The sequence below is a fragment of the Glutamicibacter sp. X7 genome, from assembly GCF_054889245.1.
In genome coordinates this window covers 2,576,478-2,592,863 of sequence record NZ_CM142678.1, presented here as the reverse complement: position 1 = coordinate 2,592,863, position 16,386 = coordinate 2,576,478, and the positions used below count along the sequence as shown (strand labels likewise).

At 60.8% G+C, this 16,386-nt stretch carries 18 protein-coding genes, 3 tRNA genes and 1 pseudogene; 9 read left to right on the top strand and 13 right to left on the bottom strand.

The window, feature by feature from the left end:
* Positions 1-393: 393 nt before the first annotated feature.
* Positions 394-468, bottom strand: a tRNA-Thr gene (locus ACYU0X_RS12415).
* Positions 469-976: 508 nt separating this feature from the next.
* On the opposite strand from ACYU0X_RS12415, the gene ACYU0X_RS12410 reads away from it, so the two are divergent.
* Both ACYU0X_RS12410 and ACYU0X_RS12405 read left to right on the top strand, forming a co-directional pair.
* Positions 977-1,048: transfer RNA gene (locus ACYU0X_RS12410), tRNA-Thr, on the top strand.
* A 45-nt stretch (positions 1,049-1,093) separates the two neighbouring features.
* Positions 1,094-1,170: transfer RNA gene (locus ACYU0X_RS12405), tRNA-Met, on the top strand.
* 131 nt (positions 1,171-1,301) lie between these two features.
* Here the strand turns inward: ACYU0X_RS12405 and ACYU0X_RS12400 are convergent.
* From ACYU0X_RS12400 to ACYU0X_RS12385, 4 genes and pseudogenes are all read right to left on the bottom strand, one after another.
* Positions 1,302-1,748: a hypothetical protein gene (locus ACYU0X_RS12400; RefSeq protein ID WP_461901000.1), complete on the bottom strand. Its 447-nt coding sequence runs from the start codon at positions 1,746-1,748 to the stop codon at positions 1,302-1,304.
* A gap of 220 nt (positions 1,749-1,968) precedes the next feature.
* Positions 1,969-2,210: pseudogene (locus tag ACYU0X_RS12395) on the bottom strand (ISL3 family transposase); the annotation flags it as partial.
* 21 nt (positions 2,211-2,231) lie between these two features.
* Positions 2,232-2,546, bottom strand: a complete 315-nt coding sequence (locus ACYU0X_RS12390; RefSeq protein WP_461900998.1) for a hypothetical protein — start codon at positions 2,544-2,546, stop codon at positions 2,232-2,234.
* 179 nt (positions 2,547-2,725) lie between these two features.
* The gene (locus ACYU0X_RS12385; protein ID WP_461900996.1) at positions 2,726-3,226 is read right to left on the bottom strand and encodes a VanZ family protein; all 501 of its coding nucleotides are present in this window, start codon (positions 3,224-3,226) and stop codon (positions 2,726-2,728) included.
* Positions 3,227-3,530: 304 nt separating this feature from the next.
* Between ACYU0X_RS12385 and ACYU0X_RS12380 the strand changes: the two genes are divergently transcribed.
* The 7 genes from ACYU0X_RS12380 to ACYU0X_RS12350 all read left to right on the top strand — a co-directional run bounded on the left by ACYU0X_RS12380 (position 3,531) and on the right by ACYU0X_RS12350 (position 8,682).
* Positions 3,531-4,490 (top strand): DUF2797 domain-containing protein, encoded by a 960-nt coding sequence (locus ACYU0X_RS12380; RefSeq protein WP_461900995.1) that lies wholly within the window; start codon positions 3,531-3,533, stop codon positions 4,488-4,490.
* A gap of 104 nt (positions 4,491-4,594) precedes the next feature.
* Entirely contained in the window at positions 4,595-4,855 is a 261-nt protein-coding gene (locus ACYU0X_RS12375; protein WP_309406145.1) for a hypothetical protein, read from the top strand.
* A 49-nt stretch (positions 4,856-4,904) separates the two neighbouring features.
* Positions 4,905-5,351: an FAS1-like dehydratase domain-containing protein gene (locus ACYU0X_RS12370; RefSeq protein WP_461900993.1), complete on the top strand. Its 447-nt coding sequence runs from the start codon at positions 4,905-4,907 to the stop codon at positions 5,349-5,351.
* An 8-nt stretch (positions 5,352-5,359) separates the two neighbouring features.
* A complete protein-coding gene (locus tag ACYU0X_RS12365; protein ID WP_461900991.1) occupies positions 5,360-5,800 on the top strand; it encodes a MaoC family dehydratase in 441 nt (146 codons plus the stop codon).
* 65 nt (positions 5,801-5,865) lie between these two features.
* A complete protein-coding gene (locus ACYU0X_RS12360) occupies positions 5,866-7,020 on the top strand; it encodes an MFS transporter (RefSeq protein WP_461900989.1) in 1,155 nt (384 codons plus the stop codon).
* Positions 7,021-7,028: 8 nt separating this feature from the next.
* A complete protein-coding gene (locus tag ACYU0X_RS12355; RefSeq protein ID WP_461900987.1) occupies positions 7,029-8,090 on the top strand; it encodes a UDP-N-acetylmuramate dehydrogenase in 1,062 nt (353 codons plus the stop codon).
* Between the two features lie 40 nt (positions 8,091-8,130).
* Positions 8,131-8,682: a GNAT family N-acetyltransferase gene (locus ACYU0X_RS12350; protein WP_461900985.1), complete on the top strand. Its 552-nt coding sequence runs from the start codon at positions 8,131-8,133 to the stop codon at positions 8,680-8,682.
* 89 nt (positions 8,683-8,771) lie between these two features.
* On the opposite strand, the gene asd is transcribed toward ACYU0X_RS12350, so the two are convergent.
* The 8 genes from asd to mshD all read right to left on the bottom strand — a co-directional run bounded on the left by asd (position 8,772) and on the right by mshD (position 16,376).
* Entirely contained in the window at positions 8,772-9,890 is a 1,119-nt protein-coding gene (gene asd / locus ACYU0X_RS12345) for an aspartate-semialdehyde dehydrogenase (protein ID WP_461900983.1), read from the bottom strand.
* A gap of 112 nt (positions 9,891-10,002) precedes the next feature.
* On the bottom strand, positions 10,003-10,230 hold the full coding sequence (locus ACYU0X_RS12340; protein ID WP_461900982.1) for an NF038396 family protein: 228 nt from the start codon (positions 10,228-10,230) through the stop codon (positions 10,003-10,005).
* Positions 10,227-10,784 carry a dihydrofolate reductase gene (locus ACYU0X_RS12335; protein ID WP_461900981.1) on the bottom strand — a complete coding sequence of 186 codons (558 nt, stop codon included), beginning with the start codon at positions 10,782-10,784 and terminating at the stop codon, positions 10,227-10,229. The genes ACYU0X_RS12340 and ACYU0X_RS12335 overlap by 4 nt, the downstream gene beginning before the upstream one ends.
* Positions 10,781-11,584: a thymidylate synthase gene (locus ACYU0X_RS12330; RefSeq protein ID WP_418907121.1), complete on the bottom strand. Its 804-nt coding sequence runs from the start codon at positions 11,582-11,584 to the stop codon at positions 10,781-10,783. Before ACYU0X_RS12330 ends, ACYU0X_RS12335 begins: the two co-directional genes overlap by 4 nt.
* Positions 11,585-11,657: 73 nt before the next feature.
* Positions 11,658-12,002: a GNAT family N-acetyltransferase gene (locus ACYU0X_RS12325; protein ID WP_309406158.1), complete on the bottom strand. Its 345-nt coding sequence runs from the start codon at positions 12,000-12,002 to the stop codon at positions 11,658-11,660.
* 117 nt (positions 12,003-12,119) lie between these two features.
* Positions 12,120-13,127, bottom strand: a complete 1,008-nt coding sequence (locus ACYU0X_RS12320) for an NUDIX hydrolase (protein WP_461900979.1) — start codon at positions 13,125-13,127, stop codon at positions 12,120-12,122.
* Positions 13,127-15,343 (bottom strand): RNA degradosome polyphosphate kinase, encoded by a 2,217-nt coding sequence (locus ACYU0X_RS12315; RefSeq protein WP_461900977.1) that lies wholly within the window; start codon positions 15,341-15,343, stop codon positions 13,127-13,129. Before ACYU0X_RS12315 ends, ACYU0X_RS12320 begins: the two co-directional genes overlap by 1 nt.
* An 82-nt stretch (positions 15,344-15,425) precedes the next feature.
* Positions 15,426-16,376 carry a mycothiol synthase gene (gene mshD / locus ACYU0X_RS12310; RefSeq protein ID WP_461900975.1) on the bottom strand — a complete coding sequence of 317 codons (951 nt, stop codon included), beginning with the start codon at positions 16,374-16,376 and terminating at the stop codon, positions 15,426-15,428.
* Positions 16,377-16,386 lie beyond the last annotated feature (10 nt).

Below are 16,386 nucleotides of genomic sequence, written 5' to 3'. Positions count from 1 at the left end.
TTTTCGTCTCCACACTAGTTGGGTCTGTGAGGTCTAAAGATGGCGTAGAACGGGTGCAGAGGGCCGCTGGCGATAGCTGTGGCGCCTCAGATGTCCCGATGGTCGGCCGCGGTCGTCGAACAAGGCTGATGCGGGCTCACTGGGCCCGTTAAACCGTCCTTAGGTATCCATAAGGGGCTGGTTCCAGAGATGCGGCGTAACGCGTGTTATAGGCGCGCGTAGCGCGGATCCTAGGCTCTGGATCTACTAGGAGAAAACGGTCTGCAGCGTGTCCGCTCATGACCGTGAGAAAGAATGTTGCGCGCTAGGTATACCTCGAAGAATGGCAACCATCTAGGGGGAGTAGCGCAATAAAAAAGAAGGACAATTCGCGATCGAATTGTCCTTCTGTAGTGGAGCCCCCTGCCGGAATCGATCCGGCGACCTCGTTCTTACCAAGAACGCGCTCTACCACTGAGCTAAGGGGGCAACAGGTAAATACTTTACACAGGCTCCGGTGGATTGCAAAATCGACAACCCAAAGGTGCTGGTAATCACATCTTCACTACTGAAAGCCGCCTTCAGGAGCACCCTCGGGTGAATGGCTGCGCAAGATTGCGGGCATGATTTCTCGTGGCGCGCGGTGCCGAGGGTGGCGTCAACGGGCCCTGCCGTCAAGATTCCAATGGTGGGGTCGCTGGTTCCCGCTATTGGTTTTGCGTGCCGACATTGAGAACTACTTTCCCCGCCGGGCGGTGGTGCCCTCTGGGTGGGGCGAACTAATTGGGTTTCCGGTGCGCTACGGGCCGCCAGGGCTCATAAAACTCCTAGTGAGCAGGGTCACGCGCGAAAAAATCAACGTGAAAATGACGGTAAAGCTCGATGGCGCCTAGTAAACCATGCTCTGACTTGGCTTTTTGTCCCTTTCTTTGGTCCGAAAGGTGAGAGTGGGTCGATTTTTGTTTGCCGGCCAATCCGTGTAGAGTATTTACTCGTTGCCCCCTTAGCTCAGTGGTAGAGCGCGTTCTTGGTAAGAACGAGGTCGCCGGATCGATTCCGGCAGGGGGCTCTGAGTGGGAAGTCATTTGGCTTCTACTTTTGATTTCCCACTTGTGGCGGTGTAGCTCAGCTGGTTAGAGCGCACGACTCATAATCGTGAGGTCCCGGGATCGAGTCCCGGCACCGCTACCAGATCGAGACCCTCAGCGAAATGCTGGGGGTCTTTTTCGTTATCCAGCGTTTCGCCGGGTGCGGCGCCCAGCGGAGACCTCTAATGGCTGATAGGTATATTGGGGGTTATAGGCTTATCTAGATACGATGACTTAATCAAGATCGTATATTAATGCGTTTGGGTCCTCTGGTAGCTCTTCCGGGCATTCGATCTCGTTGATGGTTAACGTAGCCAGAGGTGACTCCCGAAACTGAACACATCGATGCCCCCAGCCTTCAACTTTACTCATGAACATCCCTGGCCCACGCCCGTACCTGTAAATAGCAGCGTCCAGCCGGTCAGATGTAGCATCCAATACAATAATTCCGGGGTCTCCAAGTCGCTTGAGATCAATTGGGTCTGGGTCAGCGAGCCAATCGTTAACTTGTCGCAGCAACGGCAAGCCGTCATCAAACTCAAATTCCTCGCTGAAAAAGTGTGTGGTGTTCATCAGACTGGCATGTGCTGCCGCGTCTCCAATAAATTCGGAGTCTGACTGGCAGCTCGACAAGCTCAAGGTCATCATCGGTATCAGGACAATGCTTAGCTTCTTTTTCACTGGGCTCTCCTAAAGCGCGAGACGTCTTGAGCCTACCCGGGTCTCAAGCACTCAAGCACTCAAGGCCCCAACCCCCTTCGGTGAGTCGAAAACGTCAATTCCCGAAAATTCTGCGGCCAACCTACCGACTGATGGACTGTTGGGAGGATTCCTAATATAGAAGAGGATTTCTACGGGGACTCCGAAGCGGCTCTTAGAACTTAAGCGTGGTGCAGACTGTTCAACACGACCGTAGCCCCGCCGTATACACACGACATCCGAAGCCGATAATGCTTGTGATTCCGGTAGCCCCGCCGATCCGTTTCAAGTTCTTCGCCTCAGATTCGCCGCCTCGGTCATCTTCGCAACTGTCACCGAGCTCTCCAGCGCCGTCCACCGAGACCGAAACTCATGACCATCTGTGGCTTTCACGAGCTGCCGCACTTGCTCCTAGACCGCGTAGATCACCCCAAGGCCGGGATTGAACGCACGAGGATTCGTTCGTTATCCCTCGCTGTAGACGATGGCCTGTGCGTTTGCTTCCTTGAGGGCGAACCGCCGCACATTGTGGCATGAGTAAACAACCTGAACTTGGTCCTCGGTGCCGGTACCACCAGAGTTTGCGAATCTGTAGTGGTGCAGTTCGTCGGTGTCGAGGTCTTCAAGAACGGGTATGGGAAATTTGGGAAATTCCCCTACTGGCGTGGGCGGTACTCGCCAGTGAACGATGGTGCCCTGATCGGTGCGTTCGATCATGAACAGCAGTACTTCTTCGCCCGCGACAATTACCGGTTTGTCGATAAGTTGAAATCGCTTCATTGGGTAAACCTGCCGCCGGGGTATGGGTTAATTTCAGAGCCATGATCTAGGGGTATGCGCCACGCTAGTGTTTCACCCGATAGGCGTCAACGGGTCGAGTCGCGACTATTCGTGTTTGAAAGTAGATAGAATCCCTGGCGACTACAGCTGGTTGAGCAACAAGAATGGCTTATCCGAATCTAGGCTGGGGTGCTGGTTTTCCCGGCCACGCTCGGCTGGGTAACAAGTAGGCGGCGCAATAGCGCCCCGACGGCGAAGCCGATCAGGCCGCCGATCACTGCGGCAATGACGTCATCGATCGATACCGAACGGTTCGACGTGAGGATTAGTTGCCCGAGTTCGGTGATCACACCTGCAGCCGTAGTGAACGTGACGGTGTACGCGAGTGACTTGTTCAGCAGTAGCCGCACGAGGAAAGCGCCGGCGGCAAACATGGCAATATTGCTGAAAAGCTCGACTCCGGCATTAATGCCGGGCTCGCCGCGAAGCCCGAACCACTCCGCGAAGGGGATTAGGGAAATCCTCGAATATTGTTCGTCGTTGAGTTCCGCGTCGTATCCACCGCTTTTGGGCCATAGGGTGAGGAACAAAACTCCCAACGCCCATGATGTGACCAATGTGTAGGCTGTGGCGCGTCCCCAGCTGCTCTTTCCGTCGCGTACACGGGATGTGTGTGTCACGAAGATGATGAGGGCCGCCAATGTTGTGGCGATAGCCCAGAGGGGAATGAGAAACCCAAACGATCGAAGTATTTGTTCCATGACTTCCTGTGGTTCGTGTCGGTTGTGTTCGGATAGGAGCTTATCCGTAATTCACGTTGTGACCTGCCTTCGCGACGGGTATGAGCAGTACTGGCAGGTCACCCATGCCGTGTGAGCAGCTGACCGCTTCATGCGCAGGGTTGGGCGTCGGCGTCGTGTTCTACGGTGGCCACGAGCAATCGTTCGCTCACGGTCACTGGGATCGCGTAGCCTTGTGCGAGTGATGACAGAGGGAACTTTCGATATTGAGCAGGGACAAGAGAAGCAGCTCTGTCACGGAATAGTTTTCTCCACCTCGGAACCCGAGCCGTCATTGCGGTTGCAGCGGGACTTGGGGGCTCGCTTCGAGCCGCTTGGCTTGGGTCGCACGCTGTCCATGGACGTCTCAGCCGATAAGTGGTGCCTCGGCTACGTGCGGATGGACAGTGACGGATCCCGTCGCAGTTTCGTCTGCCCGCAGGGCCAACGCCTGCGCACCGGCACACAGTGTTCGGGGTGCCGCCGCCGGGATGAAACGAAATTCATGCATCACTTCCACACCACTGGTGAGGCTCCCGAGGGGCTCCGGCGCTACCTAATGCAGCCGCATTTTCTTTATGTCGCCAGCTTTGCCCACGGGGTCACCAAGGTCGGGACCACCTCAACGTCGAGTAAGTTCACACGTTTGGCAAGCCAGGGCGCCGTAGTCGCGCGCTATGTGGCCAGCGCCCCCGATGGGGCAGCCATTCGAGTGATTGAGGACCTCGTGACCGAGCAGTTGCGCATCACCCAACAGGTTCGACAAAAATCTAAAATTCAGGGCCTCGCCCGGTGGGACTTCGACGAGCCCTCGCTACGCGAACTCAACGATGCTGCGGCGCAACGAGTTCACGAGCTACTTTCCCAGCAGCGCTCGCTGGAAACCTACGGGGTAGACCTACTCGACGAACCCTTCGTGCAGCCGAGTTATGCGCGTACGGTGATCGACGCGTGGACCGAGCGCCGTATTCATCCGTGGGCCGCCGAAGTTCCCGGAGCACACCTTGAATTACGTGTACGAGGTGTTTTAGGGCAAGGAATCCTCGCCGACGCAGGCGAGGGGAGCGAAGCACGTATTCTCGACGCGGCAGAGCTGAAAACACGCGCATTGCAGGTGCGACCGGCCGGTGATTTGCAGGCCAAGGGACAAGGCTCGTTGTTCTAGCCCATGGGCTTGGGTAATGATCGGGCAAGATTGGCAGATGGGACGTTGCGCTCATTTTTGCTCAACGCCACGTTGTGGCCTCGGAAATCGCTAAACTGGGAGCCATGACCAATACGCCATGGGAAGCGGCCTCGCCACGCTATAAGAAGCTCGTATTTAGTGCGATGGGGGTCATGGGCCTGGGGATTATCCTCGCCATTATCGGCGCCAATATTCCCTCCCTAGCGTTGGTATACACCGCGATCGGCATTATGGTCATCGGCATGCTCATGCACGTGGCCTCTCTTATGGTGCGTGCCCGCGACGCACGCAACTGGCGGATTGCCAACGGCCTGATTCCCGAGCGCCGTAAGCGCCGGGGCTAATCGCCGCAGCACGCACGGAAATCACCTCCCGACACTTACAGGAGAAGCAATGGGCATTAATCCCGATATTGTGGGGCGCGTTTACCCCGCGGACGAGACCTATCAGGTGGGTCGCGAAAAGATTCGCGAATTCGCGGCCGCGACCAAGGCTACCTCGCGCGCACACTACGATCTCGACGCCGCCGGCGAACTCGGCTTCGCTGACCTCATCGCCCCGCCAACCTTCGCCATCATCGTCGCCCAGCGTGCCGATGCGAAGCTTGTGGCCGATCCGGAATCCGGTATTGACTTCACCCGCGTCGTACACGCTGACCAGCGCTTTACGCACCACCGCCCGATCGTTGCCGGAGACGAACTGGTCGCCGAATTGCACGTGGACCAGGTCCGCGAAATGGGAGCCGGTGCCATGATCACCTCACGCGCGGAAATCACCACCACATCCGGTGAGAAGATCGCCACCACCATTTCGTCGCTACTGGTTCGCGCCGGGGAATAGGACTGAGCATGATTGACTTTGACACCCTCGAAAAAGGCCAAGTGATTGGTTCGAAGACCATCAGCGTCAACCGCGGCGACCTCGTGCGTTACGCAGGGGCCTCCGGGGACTTCAACCCGATTCACTGGAACGAGCGCTTTGCCAAAGAGGTCGAGCTGGACTCCGTGATCGCCCACGGGATGTTCACCATGGGCTCGGCGGTTGACGTAGTCAGCGAATGGGTGGGTAACCCCGCAGCCGTTATCGACTACCAGACGCGCTTCACTAAGCCGGTCGTGGTGCAGGATCCTGCCGGGACCAACCCCACCGACCAGCCCGGAACCGAAATCCTGGTCGAAGGTAAGGTCGGGGCACTGGACGCCGAGGCCCGTACCGCCCGCATCGATCTCATCGTGAGCGTAGACGGTACCAAGGTGCTGATGAAGTCCCAGGCCGTGGTGCAGCTCTGAACCAGCACACCGTAACCCCTCACGGCGGCGTCATCGCCTGGCGCAATGGCTTGCTGGCCTCCTTCATGGCCAGTGGACTGCTGATCTCCGCTCTCGTCTCCCGTTTGCCGGCACTGCGGGATGACCTAGTGCTCGATCACGCCAGCGTTGGCCTGCTGTTGCTGTGCATGACCGGAGGCTCTTTCGCTGCGGTGTCCTTCGCCGGACGCTTTGTCCTGCGCTGGGGTGCGACCCGGATCATGCAGTTTGGCGCCAGCCTGGCCGGATTCGGCCTGCTGATGGTGGGCCTAGGTGCCGGGGCACTGGGAAATATTGTCGTGACCGGCATCTTCCTGGCTTTGCAGGGCGCCGGCACGGCGACCTGGAACGTGGCCTCCAATGTCCAGGGCGCGGCCATGGAGCGTGCGTTGGGCCGATCGATCATGTCGGTATTGCACGGGTTCTTCTCGATCGGCACCGTCATCGGCGCCGGGCTCGGGGTGTTTGCCGCGGCCGTCGATCTGCCGCTGACGGTGCACTACCCCGTGATGGGCCTGATTGTCGCCGGCACGGTGCTGATCAGTAGCCGCTACTTTGGCCCCGACGGCAGCCGCCGAAGCACCGAGCACCGCGGCGGTGGTATGCGCCAGGCTTGGCGTGAACCTCGCACCGTACTGCTTGGAGTGCTGGTGCTCGGTATGGCCCTTGCCGAAGGCGCCGCAGGTGACTGGGTGGCCCTGGCTCTGGCGGATGGGTATGACACCAGCGAGGCCACCGGCGCTCTGGGCTACGGCATATTTGTCACCGCGATGACCATCACCCGGCTGCTCGGCGGAGAACTGGTACACCGCTTCGGACGCGTGGCGATGATTCGTGCCAGCGCATTGAGCGCGCTACTGGGCGTACTGGTATTCGCCTGGGGAGATCACCTGCCACTGGCCTTCGTGGCCCTTGCGATTTGGGGCATGGGGGTGGCCCTGTCCTTCCCGCTGGCGATGAGTGCCGCCTCGGATGATCCGGTGCGTGCCGCCAGCCGGGTATCGGTGGTTTCAACCATCGGATACGGCGCTTTCCTCGGCGGGCCACCGCTACTGGGCCTGCTGGCCCATGCCATCGGACTGCTGCCGGCACTAAGCTGCATCGGGCTCCTGCTGGTCATGGCGTTCCTGCTGGCAGGCAACGCCCGAGGGCACGAGGCTGTCGAATCTACCGACCATGACGAAGAAACGAGCGAAGTTTGAGTGAGAACATGCTTGCCGACTTGACCACCAGCGCGGTGGGTGGACCGGCCGACCGGCTGGTAACCGCTACGAGCGAAGAGCAGTTGGTCCGTGCGGTCGCCGAGGCTGACGCAGAAGGCCAGCAGCTGCTATTGATCGGTGGCGGATCAAACCTGGTCATCGCCGATGCCGGTTATCGGGGGACCGCGGTACGTATTGCCACCCGCGGGGTGAACATCACGCCGGGTCGCGCCGGATACCAGCTCGTCGAGGTAGCCGCGGGCGAGCCGTGGGACGATACGGTTCGCGCCACCTTGCAGGCAGGGCTCAGCGGGCTCGAAGCGCTCTCCGGCATTCCCGGTCTGACCGGTGCCACCCCGGTGCAGAACGTTGGCGCCTATGGGGCGGAGGTCAGTAGTGTGCTGCGTTCCATTCGCGCCTACGACCGGCAAGTGGGCCAGGTCGTGGAACTGAGCAATGAGCAACTGAGTTTCGGGTACCGTGACTCCCTGATTAAGCAGACGTCGGTGGCCGGGTCGCCGCGCTATGTGGTGCTCTCGGTGCTCTTCGAGCTACCGGTCGATACGCTGTCCGCCCCGATTCGTTACGCGGAGCTTGCGCGGCAACTGGATGTAGCGGTGGGCGAGCGTGCCGAAGCCGAAGCGGTACGTGAAACGGTGTTACGACTACGCCGGTCCAAGGGCATGGTCTACGATGTCAACGATCCCGACTCACATTCGACCGGTTCGTTTTTCACCAACCCCATCGTGGATCGCTCGGTGCTTGAGTCGCTGCCCGAGGGAGCCCCGAATTATCCGGTGGCCGCCGAAGGACAGGTCAAGCTCTCCGCCGCTTGGCTGATCGACCAAGCAGGGTACGCCAAGGGCTATGGGCTCGAAGGCACCGAGGGCTTCCCGCTCGCGCAGGGCCGTGCCTCGCTCTCCAGCAAACATACCCTGGCGGTGACCAACCGTGGGACGGCCAGTGCCGGAGACCTACTGGCCATCGCCCGGGCCGTGCGCGCCGGGGTGCAGGAACGCTTCGGCGTCTTGTTGCACAACGAACCGCTGCTGATTGGCACTAGCCTATAACTCGACAGAGTTACTCGCGGGCGCGACGTTAGGGGAGGCCATGGCTGCTCACGTACGGCAGGCGGACGGGGTGAGCCTGCGCAAACTCGTGGCTCGTGATCTCGAGCGGATCGAGGAAGAGTTCCAGTCGGAAGACGGGGCGGGGACGGCCCAGTGGTTTGGATTCTGGAACACCAACGGACTGCGCGCCCGCCTCGAGCAAGACCAGCACATTGGGGCACAGGACGGGGCACTTGCGGTAACCCTTGGTGCGGACATTGTCGGCAAGGTGGACTGGTTCAGCAATACCGCCTGGGGCCGGGCGAACACGTCGGCCTGCTGGGAGATCGCCGTGGGGATCTTTGCCGCGTACCGAGGCCGTGACATCGGCACCACGGCGCAGGGCTTACTCATCGACTATCTCTTTGCGCATTATCCACGTCACCGGATACAGGCGACCACGGCGGTGGAGAATATCGCCGAGCAGCGCGCCCTAGAGAAGTTGGGCTTCAGCCGAGAGTGCGTGGCGCGTCAGGCTCAGTGGCGTGCCGGGCAATGGCATGATCAGGTGCTCTACTCGTTACTGCGCCCCGAATGGGAAGCAGCCCGCTGAGTGCGTGGCATAAAAAACTCCGGTCCGGAACGCGCATAGCGTGTCCGGACCGGAGCAGGTTAACCGGCTAAATACCGGTGTTTGGCCTTTTAGAGGCGGCCGCGAGCGATGGCCAGCATGCGGCGCAACGGCTCGGCGGCGCCCCAGAGGAGCTGGTCGCCGACGGTGAAGGCCGAGATGTACTCCGGGCCCATTTCCAGCTTGCGAATGCGACCAACCGGGATGTCCAGGGTGCCGGAGGCAGCCACCGGGGTCAGGTGCTCCATGGTGGCCTCCTTCTCATTCGGAACCAACTTGGCCCACTGGTTATCCGCGGCCAAAATGCGTTCGATCTCGTCAACGGCGAGGTCTTCCTTCAGCTTCAGGGTCAGTGCCTGAGAGTGGGAACGCATGGCACCGATACGGACGCAGAGCCCGTCGACGATAATGCGGTTTTCCTCGGTGGTATGCAGGATCTTGTTGGTCTCGACCCCGGCCTTCCACTCTTCCTTGGACTGGCCATTGCCCAGATCTGCATCGATCCACGGGATCAGCGAGCCGCCCAGCGGCACACCGAACTGCGAGGCGTCCAGCTCGCCGCGCTGAGTGGTCAACACGTCGCGGTCGATCTGCAAGATGGCACTGGCCGGATCGTCAAGCTGGGCCTTGACCGAGGCGTTGATGTCACCGAATTGGGTGAGCAATTCACGCATGTGACGGGCACCGCCACCGGAGGCCGCCTGATAGGTCATCGAGGTGCTCCACTCGACCAGGTTGTTGCGGAACAATCCGCCCAACCCCATGAGCATGCAGGAGACGGTGCAGTTACCGCCGACGAAGTCCTTGACCCCGTTGGCCAGACCACGGTCGATGACATCGCGGTTGACCGGGTCGAGCACGATGATCGAATCATCGTTCATGCGCAGTGCGGAGGCAGCGTCGATCCACAGGCCGTCCCAACCGGCCGCACGCAGCTGGGGGTGAACCTTGTTGGTGTAGTCCCCGCCCTGGGCGGTCACGATAATCGGCAGCTTAGCCAGTGCCTGAATATCGTAAGCGTCCTGCAACTTATCGGCGCCCTCGGCGAAGGAGGGGGCCGCGCCACCGGCATTCGACGTGGAGAAGAACACCGGGTTGAGCTGCTCGAAGTCGTTTTCTTCGAGCATGCGCTGCATCAGCACGGAGCCAACCATGCCACGGTAACCAACAAAACCAACGGAAGAAGTCATACTCCCAATGGTAGGCCCTGACTTGGGTGCCGTTTTCGTTCGTTACAGCGCATAAAGCCGTGCTGGGTCGGTGACCCAGCGCGGCTTTAGGTTCGGCGGCCCAGTCTAAGATCTACTGGTCCTCGAGAAGTGCCTTACGGTTCTTGATGGCCCAGTAGGCACCGAAAATAAACAGCTGCGTCGGTACCAGAAGCATGATCAGCCCGAAGATCTTGTGTCCGCCGAGCACAAGGAAGAAGCCCAGCACCGCAGCCACCAAGGCGAGCAGCGGGAAGAGCATATAGCCGATGATAAACAGCGCCTCAGGGTGCTTCTTCAGCGCGTCAAAAGAATCTTTCACAGGTGTCTCCCCTTGGGACGAGTCCAGGTTTCGAATCGGTAGTCAACGCCACCGGCGGAGTGGTGCCAGCCCTCGGCCGGATCCAGCGTGTTGCAGTTGAAGTCTTCGGTCAGTTGCGGAGCACGAGTATCGCCGTCCGGTTCGATACGTAACCGAGTGATCACCGCGAGGTCCAGCACGTCCATGGCCTGCGCATAGACCTGGCCGCCGCCGATAATCCAGATCTGCTCCGCACCGTCGCAAACCGAGGCCAGCTCGAGGGCTTCCTCGAAGGTCGCCACCGGCAGGGCCCCGTCCTGCCGCAGCGCGTCATGCGCTTTGCGATCCCGGGTGAGCACAATATTGCTCCGCCCGGGAAGTGGGCGGAACTTCGCCGGGAAGGATTCCCAGGTGCGCCGACCCATAACCACCGGGTGACCGGCGGTTACGGCCTTGAAGTGTTTGAGATCCTCCGGCACGCTCCACGGCATAGCGCCATCTTGCCCGATGACCTGGTTGATGCCCTGCGCCCAGATCGCGCCGATCACCGGGTTGGGTGTTGCGGGTGTGCTCATACGGCGACGGCCCCCTTGATGGTGGGATGGTGCTGGTAGTTGCGTAGCTCGAAGTCTTCGAGGGTGTAGTCGAAGATGGATTCCGGGGTGCGGGTGAACTCCAGCTGCGGGTAAGGGTAGGGATCGCGGCTAAGCTGCTCGCGGACCTGCTCGAGGTGGTTGGTGTAGATGTGTACGTCGCCACCGGTCCAGACGAACTCGCCGGGCTCGAGGCCCACCTGGGCGGCCAGCATCCGGGTTAGCAGCGCGTAGGAGGCAATGTTGAAGGGGACGCCGAGGAACATGTCGGCGCTGCGCTGGTAGAGCTGGCAGGAGAGTTTGCCGTCGGCCACGTAGAACTGGAAGAACACGTGGCAGGGCGGGAGCGCCATATTCTGGATTTCCGACACATTCCAGGCCGAGACGATATGGCGGCGCGAATCCGGGTTTTCCCGCAGCGAGGTGACCAGCTGAGCGATCTGATCAATGTGCCCGCCGTCCGGGGTGGGCCACGAACGCCACTGCACCCCGTAGACCGGGCCGAGTTCGCCATCGGCGTCGGCCCATTCATTCCAGATCCGGACGCCTTGTTCCTGTAGCCAGCGCACATTCGATTCGCCGCGCAGGAACCAGAGTAGTTCCGTCGCCACGGATTTGAAATGTACCCGCTTGGTGGTGATCAGCGGGAAGGACTCGGCCAGGTCGAAGCGGATTTGGCGGCCGAACACCGAGAGCGTGCCGGTGCCGGTGCGATCTTCCTTGCGGGTGCCGTTGGCTAGCACATCGGCCAGCAGGTCTTCATAGGGCGTTGGGATGCTCACCCGATTAAGTTTAGGGCACCGGCACCGCGCGGCTCGAGGCCGCGCGAGGAGGCATTGCGCACGTGCGCCCTGACTAGTCCTGTGCCGGCCAGCTGGCCACCATGTCTTGGTATTCCGGGTAGCGATGCAAGTAATCGGCGATATAGCTGCACTCGGGCACGATTTTCAGCCCTTGGGCCCGCAACTCATCCAGCACCAAGGTGGTTAGGGCGCGCGCGTAACCGCGGCGACCGAACTCCTCATTGACGATCGTATGTTGCAAGGTCACCACATCTCCCTCGCGGTAAAAGCCAATGAATCCGATGTAGGTCGAACCATGCCACAGCGAATAGCGTCCCCGACCCTCGTCGTGATCGACACGCAGACCCTGGTGGACGATCTTGTGCGGTTGCTGCCGGGAGGATGAATCCTGTGTCATCGGGGCACCTCATACTCGATAGGTGATCTCTGTCACTCTCAGTATTAGTCGCGCGCCGCCACAATGCAATTTCTTCGCTGGCCCCGTCACGGTCCGATACGCCAAGTCAGCCAGCGGTCAGTCGTGGTAGGGGTTGTGAACTTCCACGCTGAGCAGTTTGCCGCCGTTGCCACGGGCCTGATGAACCACGATCAGTCCGCCAGGTTCCAAATAGGGATCTTCGTCCGGTAGCACCTCAGCGACGGACTTATCCATGGAACCGGAGAGCACCTCGAGCAACAGGGGGAGCACCGGACGATGCGTGCACAGCAACGAGGACTGTTCGCGAGCCAGTATTTTGCCCAGAATCGCCTGCGCCTTGTGGGGCTTGAGCGACGCGGCGTACTCGGTCATCGACCGCAACTTCTTCGGCTTGAGCGAGTACTTCGCCGCATAGGGCGTAATGGTTTGCAGGCAGCGAGTCCAGGGGGAGGAGTAGACGCGTTGCGGCATCCACGCCGAGAGAAGCCGGCTGACCGCCTGAGCCTGACGCCGCCCGGTAGCCGCCAACGGGCGCTCACCCTCCTCGCGGGTCCAATTTCCGCGCGGCTTGGCCTTGGCATGGCGCAGAATAATATGCGCCAAGGTATCGTGCCGGCCCTTCTTATGAGCCTTCATGAGATCTTCCAGCGGCTGCCGATCGCTGGCATTGGTCAGCAATTTCAGGGCCTTGGAGCCAGAGACCCAGCGCACCTTGTCGCACTCGCCACCGTCGGGCTGGGCCGTGACGCCATCGGCGACCTTCGCGGCCCAGTAGTAGACGATCTTCGCCTTGCCCTTGACGCTGTAGGCGGTGGCGCTCAGCGGCAGCCCGAGGTGCACCGACAGACCCACCTCTTCGTACACTTCACGTACCGCGCATTCGGCCACGGACTCGCCGTCATCGAGCTTGCCCTTCGGCCACGACCAGTCGTCGTAGCGTGGCCGGTGAATGAGCAGCACGCGCAGCTCGCCGTCGACGACCTTCCACGGGATGGCACCGGCGGCGACCACGTCAAACAGGCCCAGTCGCACCTCCTGCGGGTCGCTGGAGCGCTGGAGCGAGATGACCCGGGCGTGGGCCGGGGAGTTGGTATCTGCTGCCACTATTTGCTACGCCCAAGATTGCGTCGGCGGCTGTTCTGCCCGATCAGCCAGAACTGGATATCGCGTAGCGCGTTGCCCTCCGCGTCCAGGTGGTGACGAGTCCACTGTCCCTCGCCGTCCAAATGCCACGAGGACGTGCTGTCATCCACGTACAGATCCAGCAATCCGATAAGCCAGGAAATATCCTCGGCGTTGCCCAGCGAGACAAGGGCCTCCACCCGGCGGTCCAGGTTGCGGTGCATCATATCGGCGGACCCGATGAACACCTCGGGGTTCCCGGCATTGGCGAACATGAACACGCGGCTGTGCTCGAGGAAGCGTCCGAGGATCGAACGCACACGGATATTATCGCTCAGGCCCGGCACCCCGGGGCGCAAGGCACAAATGCCGCGCACGATCACATCGACCTGCACCCCGGCCTGGCTGGCCCGGTAGAGTGCGTCGATAATCGCTTCGTCGACCATCGAATTGACCTTGATGACCACGCGGGTTTCGTGACCCGCGCCGGCGTGCTCGATTTCCCGGTCGATGCGTTCGATTAGGCCCGCGCGCAGTGAACGTGGGGCGACCAGCAGTCGGTTGTAGGTGGAGCGAGGGGCGTACCCCGACAGCTGGTTGAACAGCCGCGAGACATCCTCGCCCACGGCATCGTCACAGGTGAGCAGGCCCAGATCCTCGTAGTAGCGAGCCGTACGCGGGTGGTAGTTGCCGGTACCGATATGGCAGTAACGGCGTAGCTTGTCGCCTTCCTTGCGCACCACGAGCGATAACTTCGAGTGGGTTTTCAGGCCCACGATGCCGTAGACCACGTGCACGCCGGCTTGCTCGAGCTTGCGGGCCCAGGAAATGTTGGCCTGCTCGTCGAAGCGTGCTTTGATCTCCACCAGGGCCAGCACCTGCTTGCCCGCCTCGGCGGCGTCGATCAGAGCGTCGACGATCGGCGAGTCACCGCTGGTGCGGTACAGGGTCTGCTTGATGGCCATAACCTTCGGATCCGCGGCGGCCTGTTCCAGGAAGGCCTGCACCGAGGTGGAGAAGGAATCGTAGGGGTGGTGCAGCAGAATATCGCGGCGGCGTACGGCGGCAAAGACATTTGCGGCCTTTGCGGTCTCCGACTCGTTCAGGAACCGCGAGGTGTGTCCCACATGCTTGGAGTAGTGCAGCTCGGTGCGATCCAAACCGGCGATCACACCCAGACCGCGCAAATCTAGCGGGGTGGGGAGCTTGAATACCTCATCGTCCTCGATATTCAGCTCGCGGACGAGCAGTTCGAGCACCTGCGGGTTAATATCGTCGGCGACCTCAAGGCGAACCGGAGGACCGAAACGGCGGCGCAACAGTTCCTTTTCCAGTGCCTGCAGTAGGTTCTCGGCGTCATCCTCTTCGACCTCGAGATCCTCATTACGGGTCACCCGGAACAGGTGATGCTCAACCACGTCCATACCCGGGAACAGCAGATCCAGGTGAACGGCGATGAGCTCTTCCAGGGCGATGAAGCGGGCGTGACGATGTGAAGAGTGTGCCGCCCTGGCCCCATCGATGCTGATCATGCGCGCGATGGTGTCCGGTACCTTCAGGCGGGCGAAAAGCTGCTTGTCCGTTTGCGGGTTACGCACCACCACGGCGAGGTTCAGCGAAAGTCCCGAAATGTAGGGGAAGGGGTGAGCCGGGTCGACGGCCAAGGGGGTAAGTACCGGGAAGACCTGGGCGATAAACCAGTCGGAGAGTACCTCGCGTTCCTTGGCGGTCAGCGAGTCCCAACGCACCAGCTCAATACCCTCTTCGGCCAACGCCGGACGCACCGACTCCGAGAACACCTGCGCGTGGCGGGTCTGCAGTTCGTGGGCCGAGGAAAGAATCAGCTCGAGCTGGTCTATGGGGTTCATTCCGTTGGCGGCCGGAACCGCCAAGCCGGTGGCGATGCGTCGCTTGAGTCCGGCGACTCGAACCATGAAAAACTCGTCCAAATTCGAGGCGAAGATCGACAGGAAGTTCACGCGTTCAAGCAACGGCAGATCGGGGTCTTGCGCGAGCTCCAGCACCCTGGCGTTAAAGTGCAGCCAGCTCAGCTCACGGTCGAGAAAGCGTTCCCCGCCCATGTCGCCGGCGGGCAAGCGAGCCGGGGTTTCTTCGGGAGGCACAATGCGATCCTCATTGGTCTTATAGGAAGGGACGTCTTCGAGCTTGGTCGCTGTTTTATGTGAAGGCGTTGTCATTGTCGTGTTCACTTCTTCCCGCAAGAGCCGATACTGGTAGATGCGCAGTCCATGCCAGCATCGCCATGGCAACCGTTCCTCTTTAGTCTATCGCCCGCATACCGAACAGCAGGTCAACATCGCGGGAGGTAAATCCCAGTGACTCGTAAAGGCGGCGGGCCGCGGTGTTCTCACCATCGACGTACAGCAGGATCGAAGCTACGCCCTGTTCGAGCAGGTGATTGATGCCGATCGCGGTCATCGCTCGGCCCAGGCCCATCGATTGTGCATCGGGTATCACGCCCACGGCATAGACCTCGCCGGGAGGGCGCGAGTTGCCAGCACTGGAAGGATCGATCTTGGTCCAGTGGAAGGCCACGACCTGATCGTCCTGATCGAGGGCCAAAAAGAAGCCCATGGGGTCAAACCACGCTTCGGACATGCGAGCATCGAGGTCTTGGTAGGTCAGTGAGCCCTGCTCGGGGTGATCGGCGAAGGCCTGGGCGTTGGCTTGCAACCAAGCTTGTTCGTCTTCACCCACGCGGAAGGTCCGCACGGTAATGGCCGAGGGGAGCTCCGGTTGGGGAAGCTCCTCGGTGCTTTCGCGATGCATCTTATGCAGTTCGCGAATGGCCGTAAGCCCCAGCTTCTCGGCTAGCGCTTTGGCCCCTGCATGGGAACCGTGTGCCCAGGCCTGCACCTCGGTGAGATCTACGGTGTCTTTCAACCGGTCGAGCATTGCGTCGGCAATGCCACGGCGGCGGTAGTCGGGATGTACCACCAGTTCGAGAGTTGGCGCGGAATCGGTGGAGGGAAGGACGACCGCGAAGCCCACCAACTTGGCAAGCTCCGGCTCATCGGCCCAGTAGGCCCCGACGCTCAGCGCCTGGGAATCTTCCGCGGCCAAACTGACGTAGGTTTGATCGCTCAGTGGCGGATTGCCGTCGGCCTGCTGCGCCGCCAGTGACAGCGCGCGGACTTCGGACAGGTAGAACTCATCGAGACAAGTATCGGTGGCGTGCAGGGTGAGGTTCCCAACGGACTTTTCGCTCATGAATTCACCC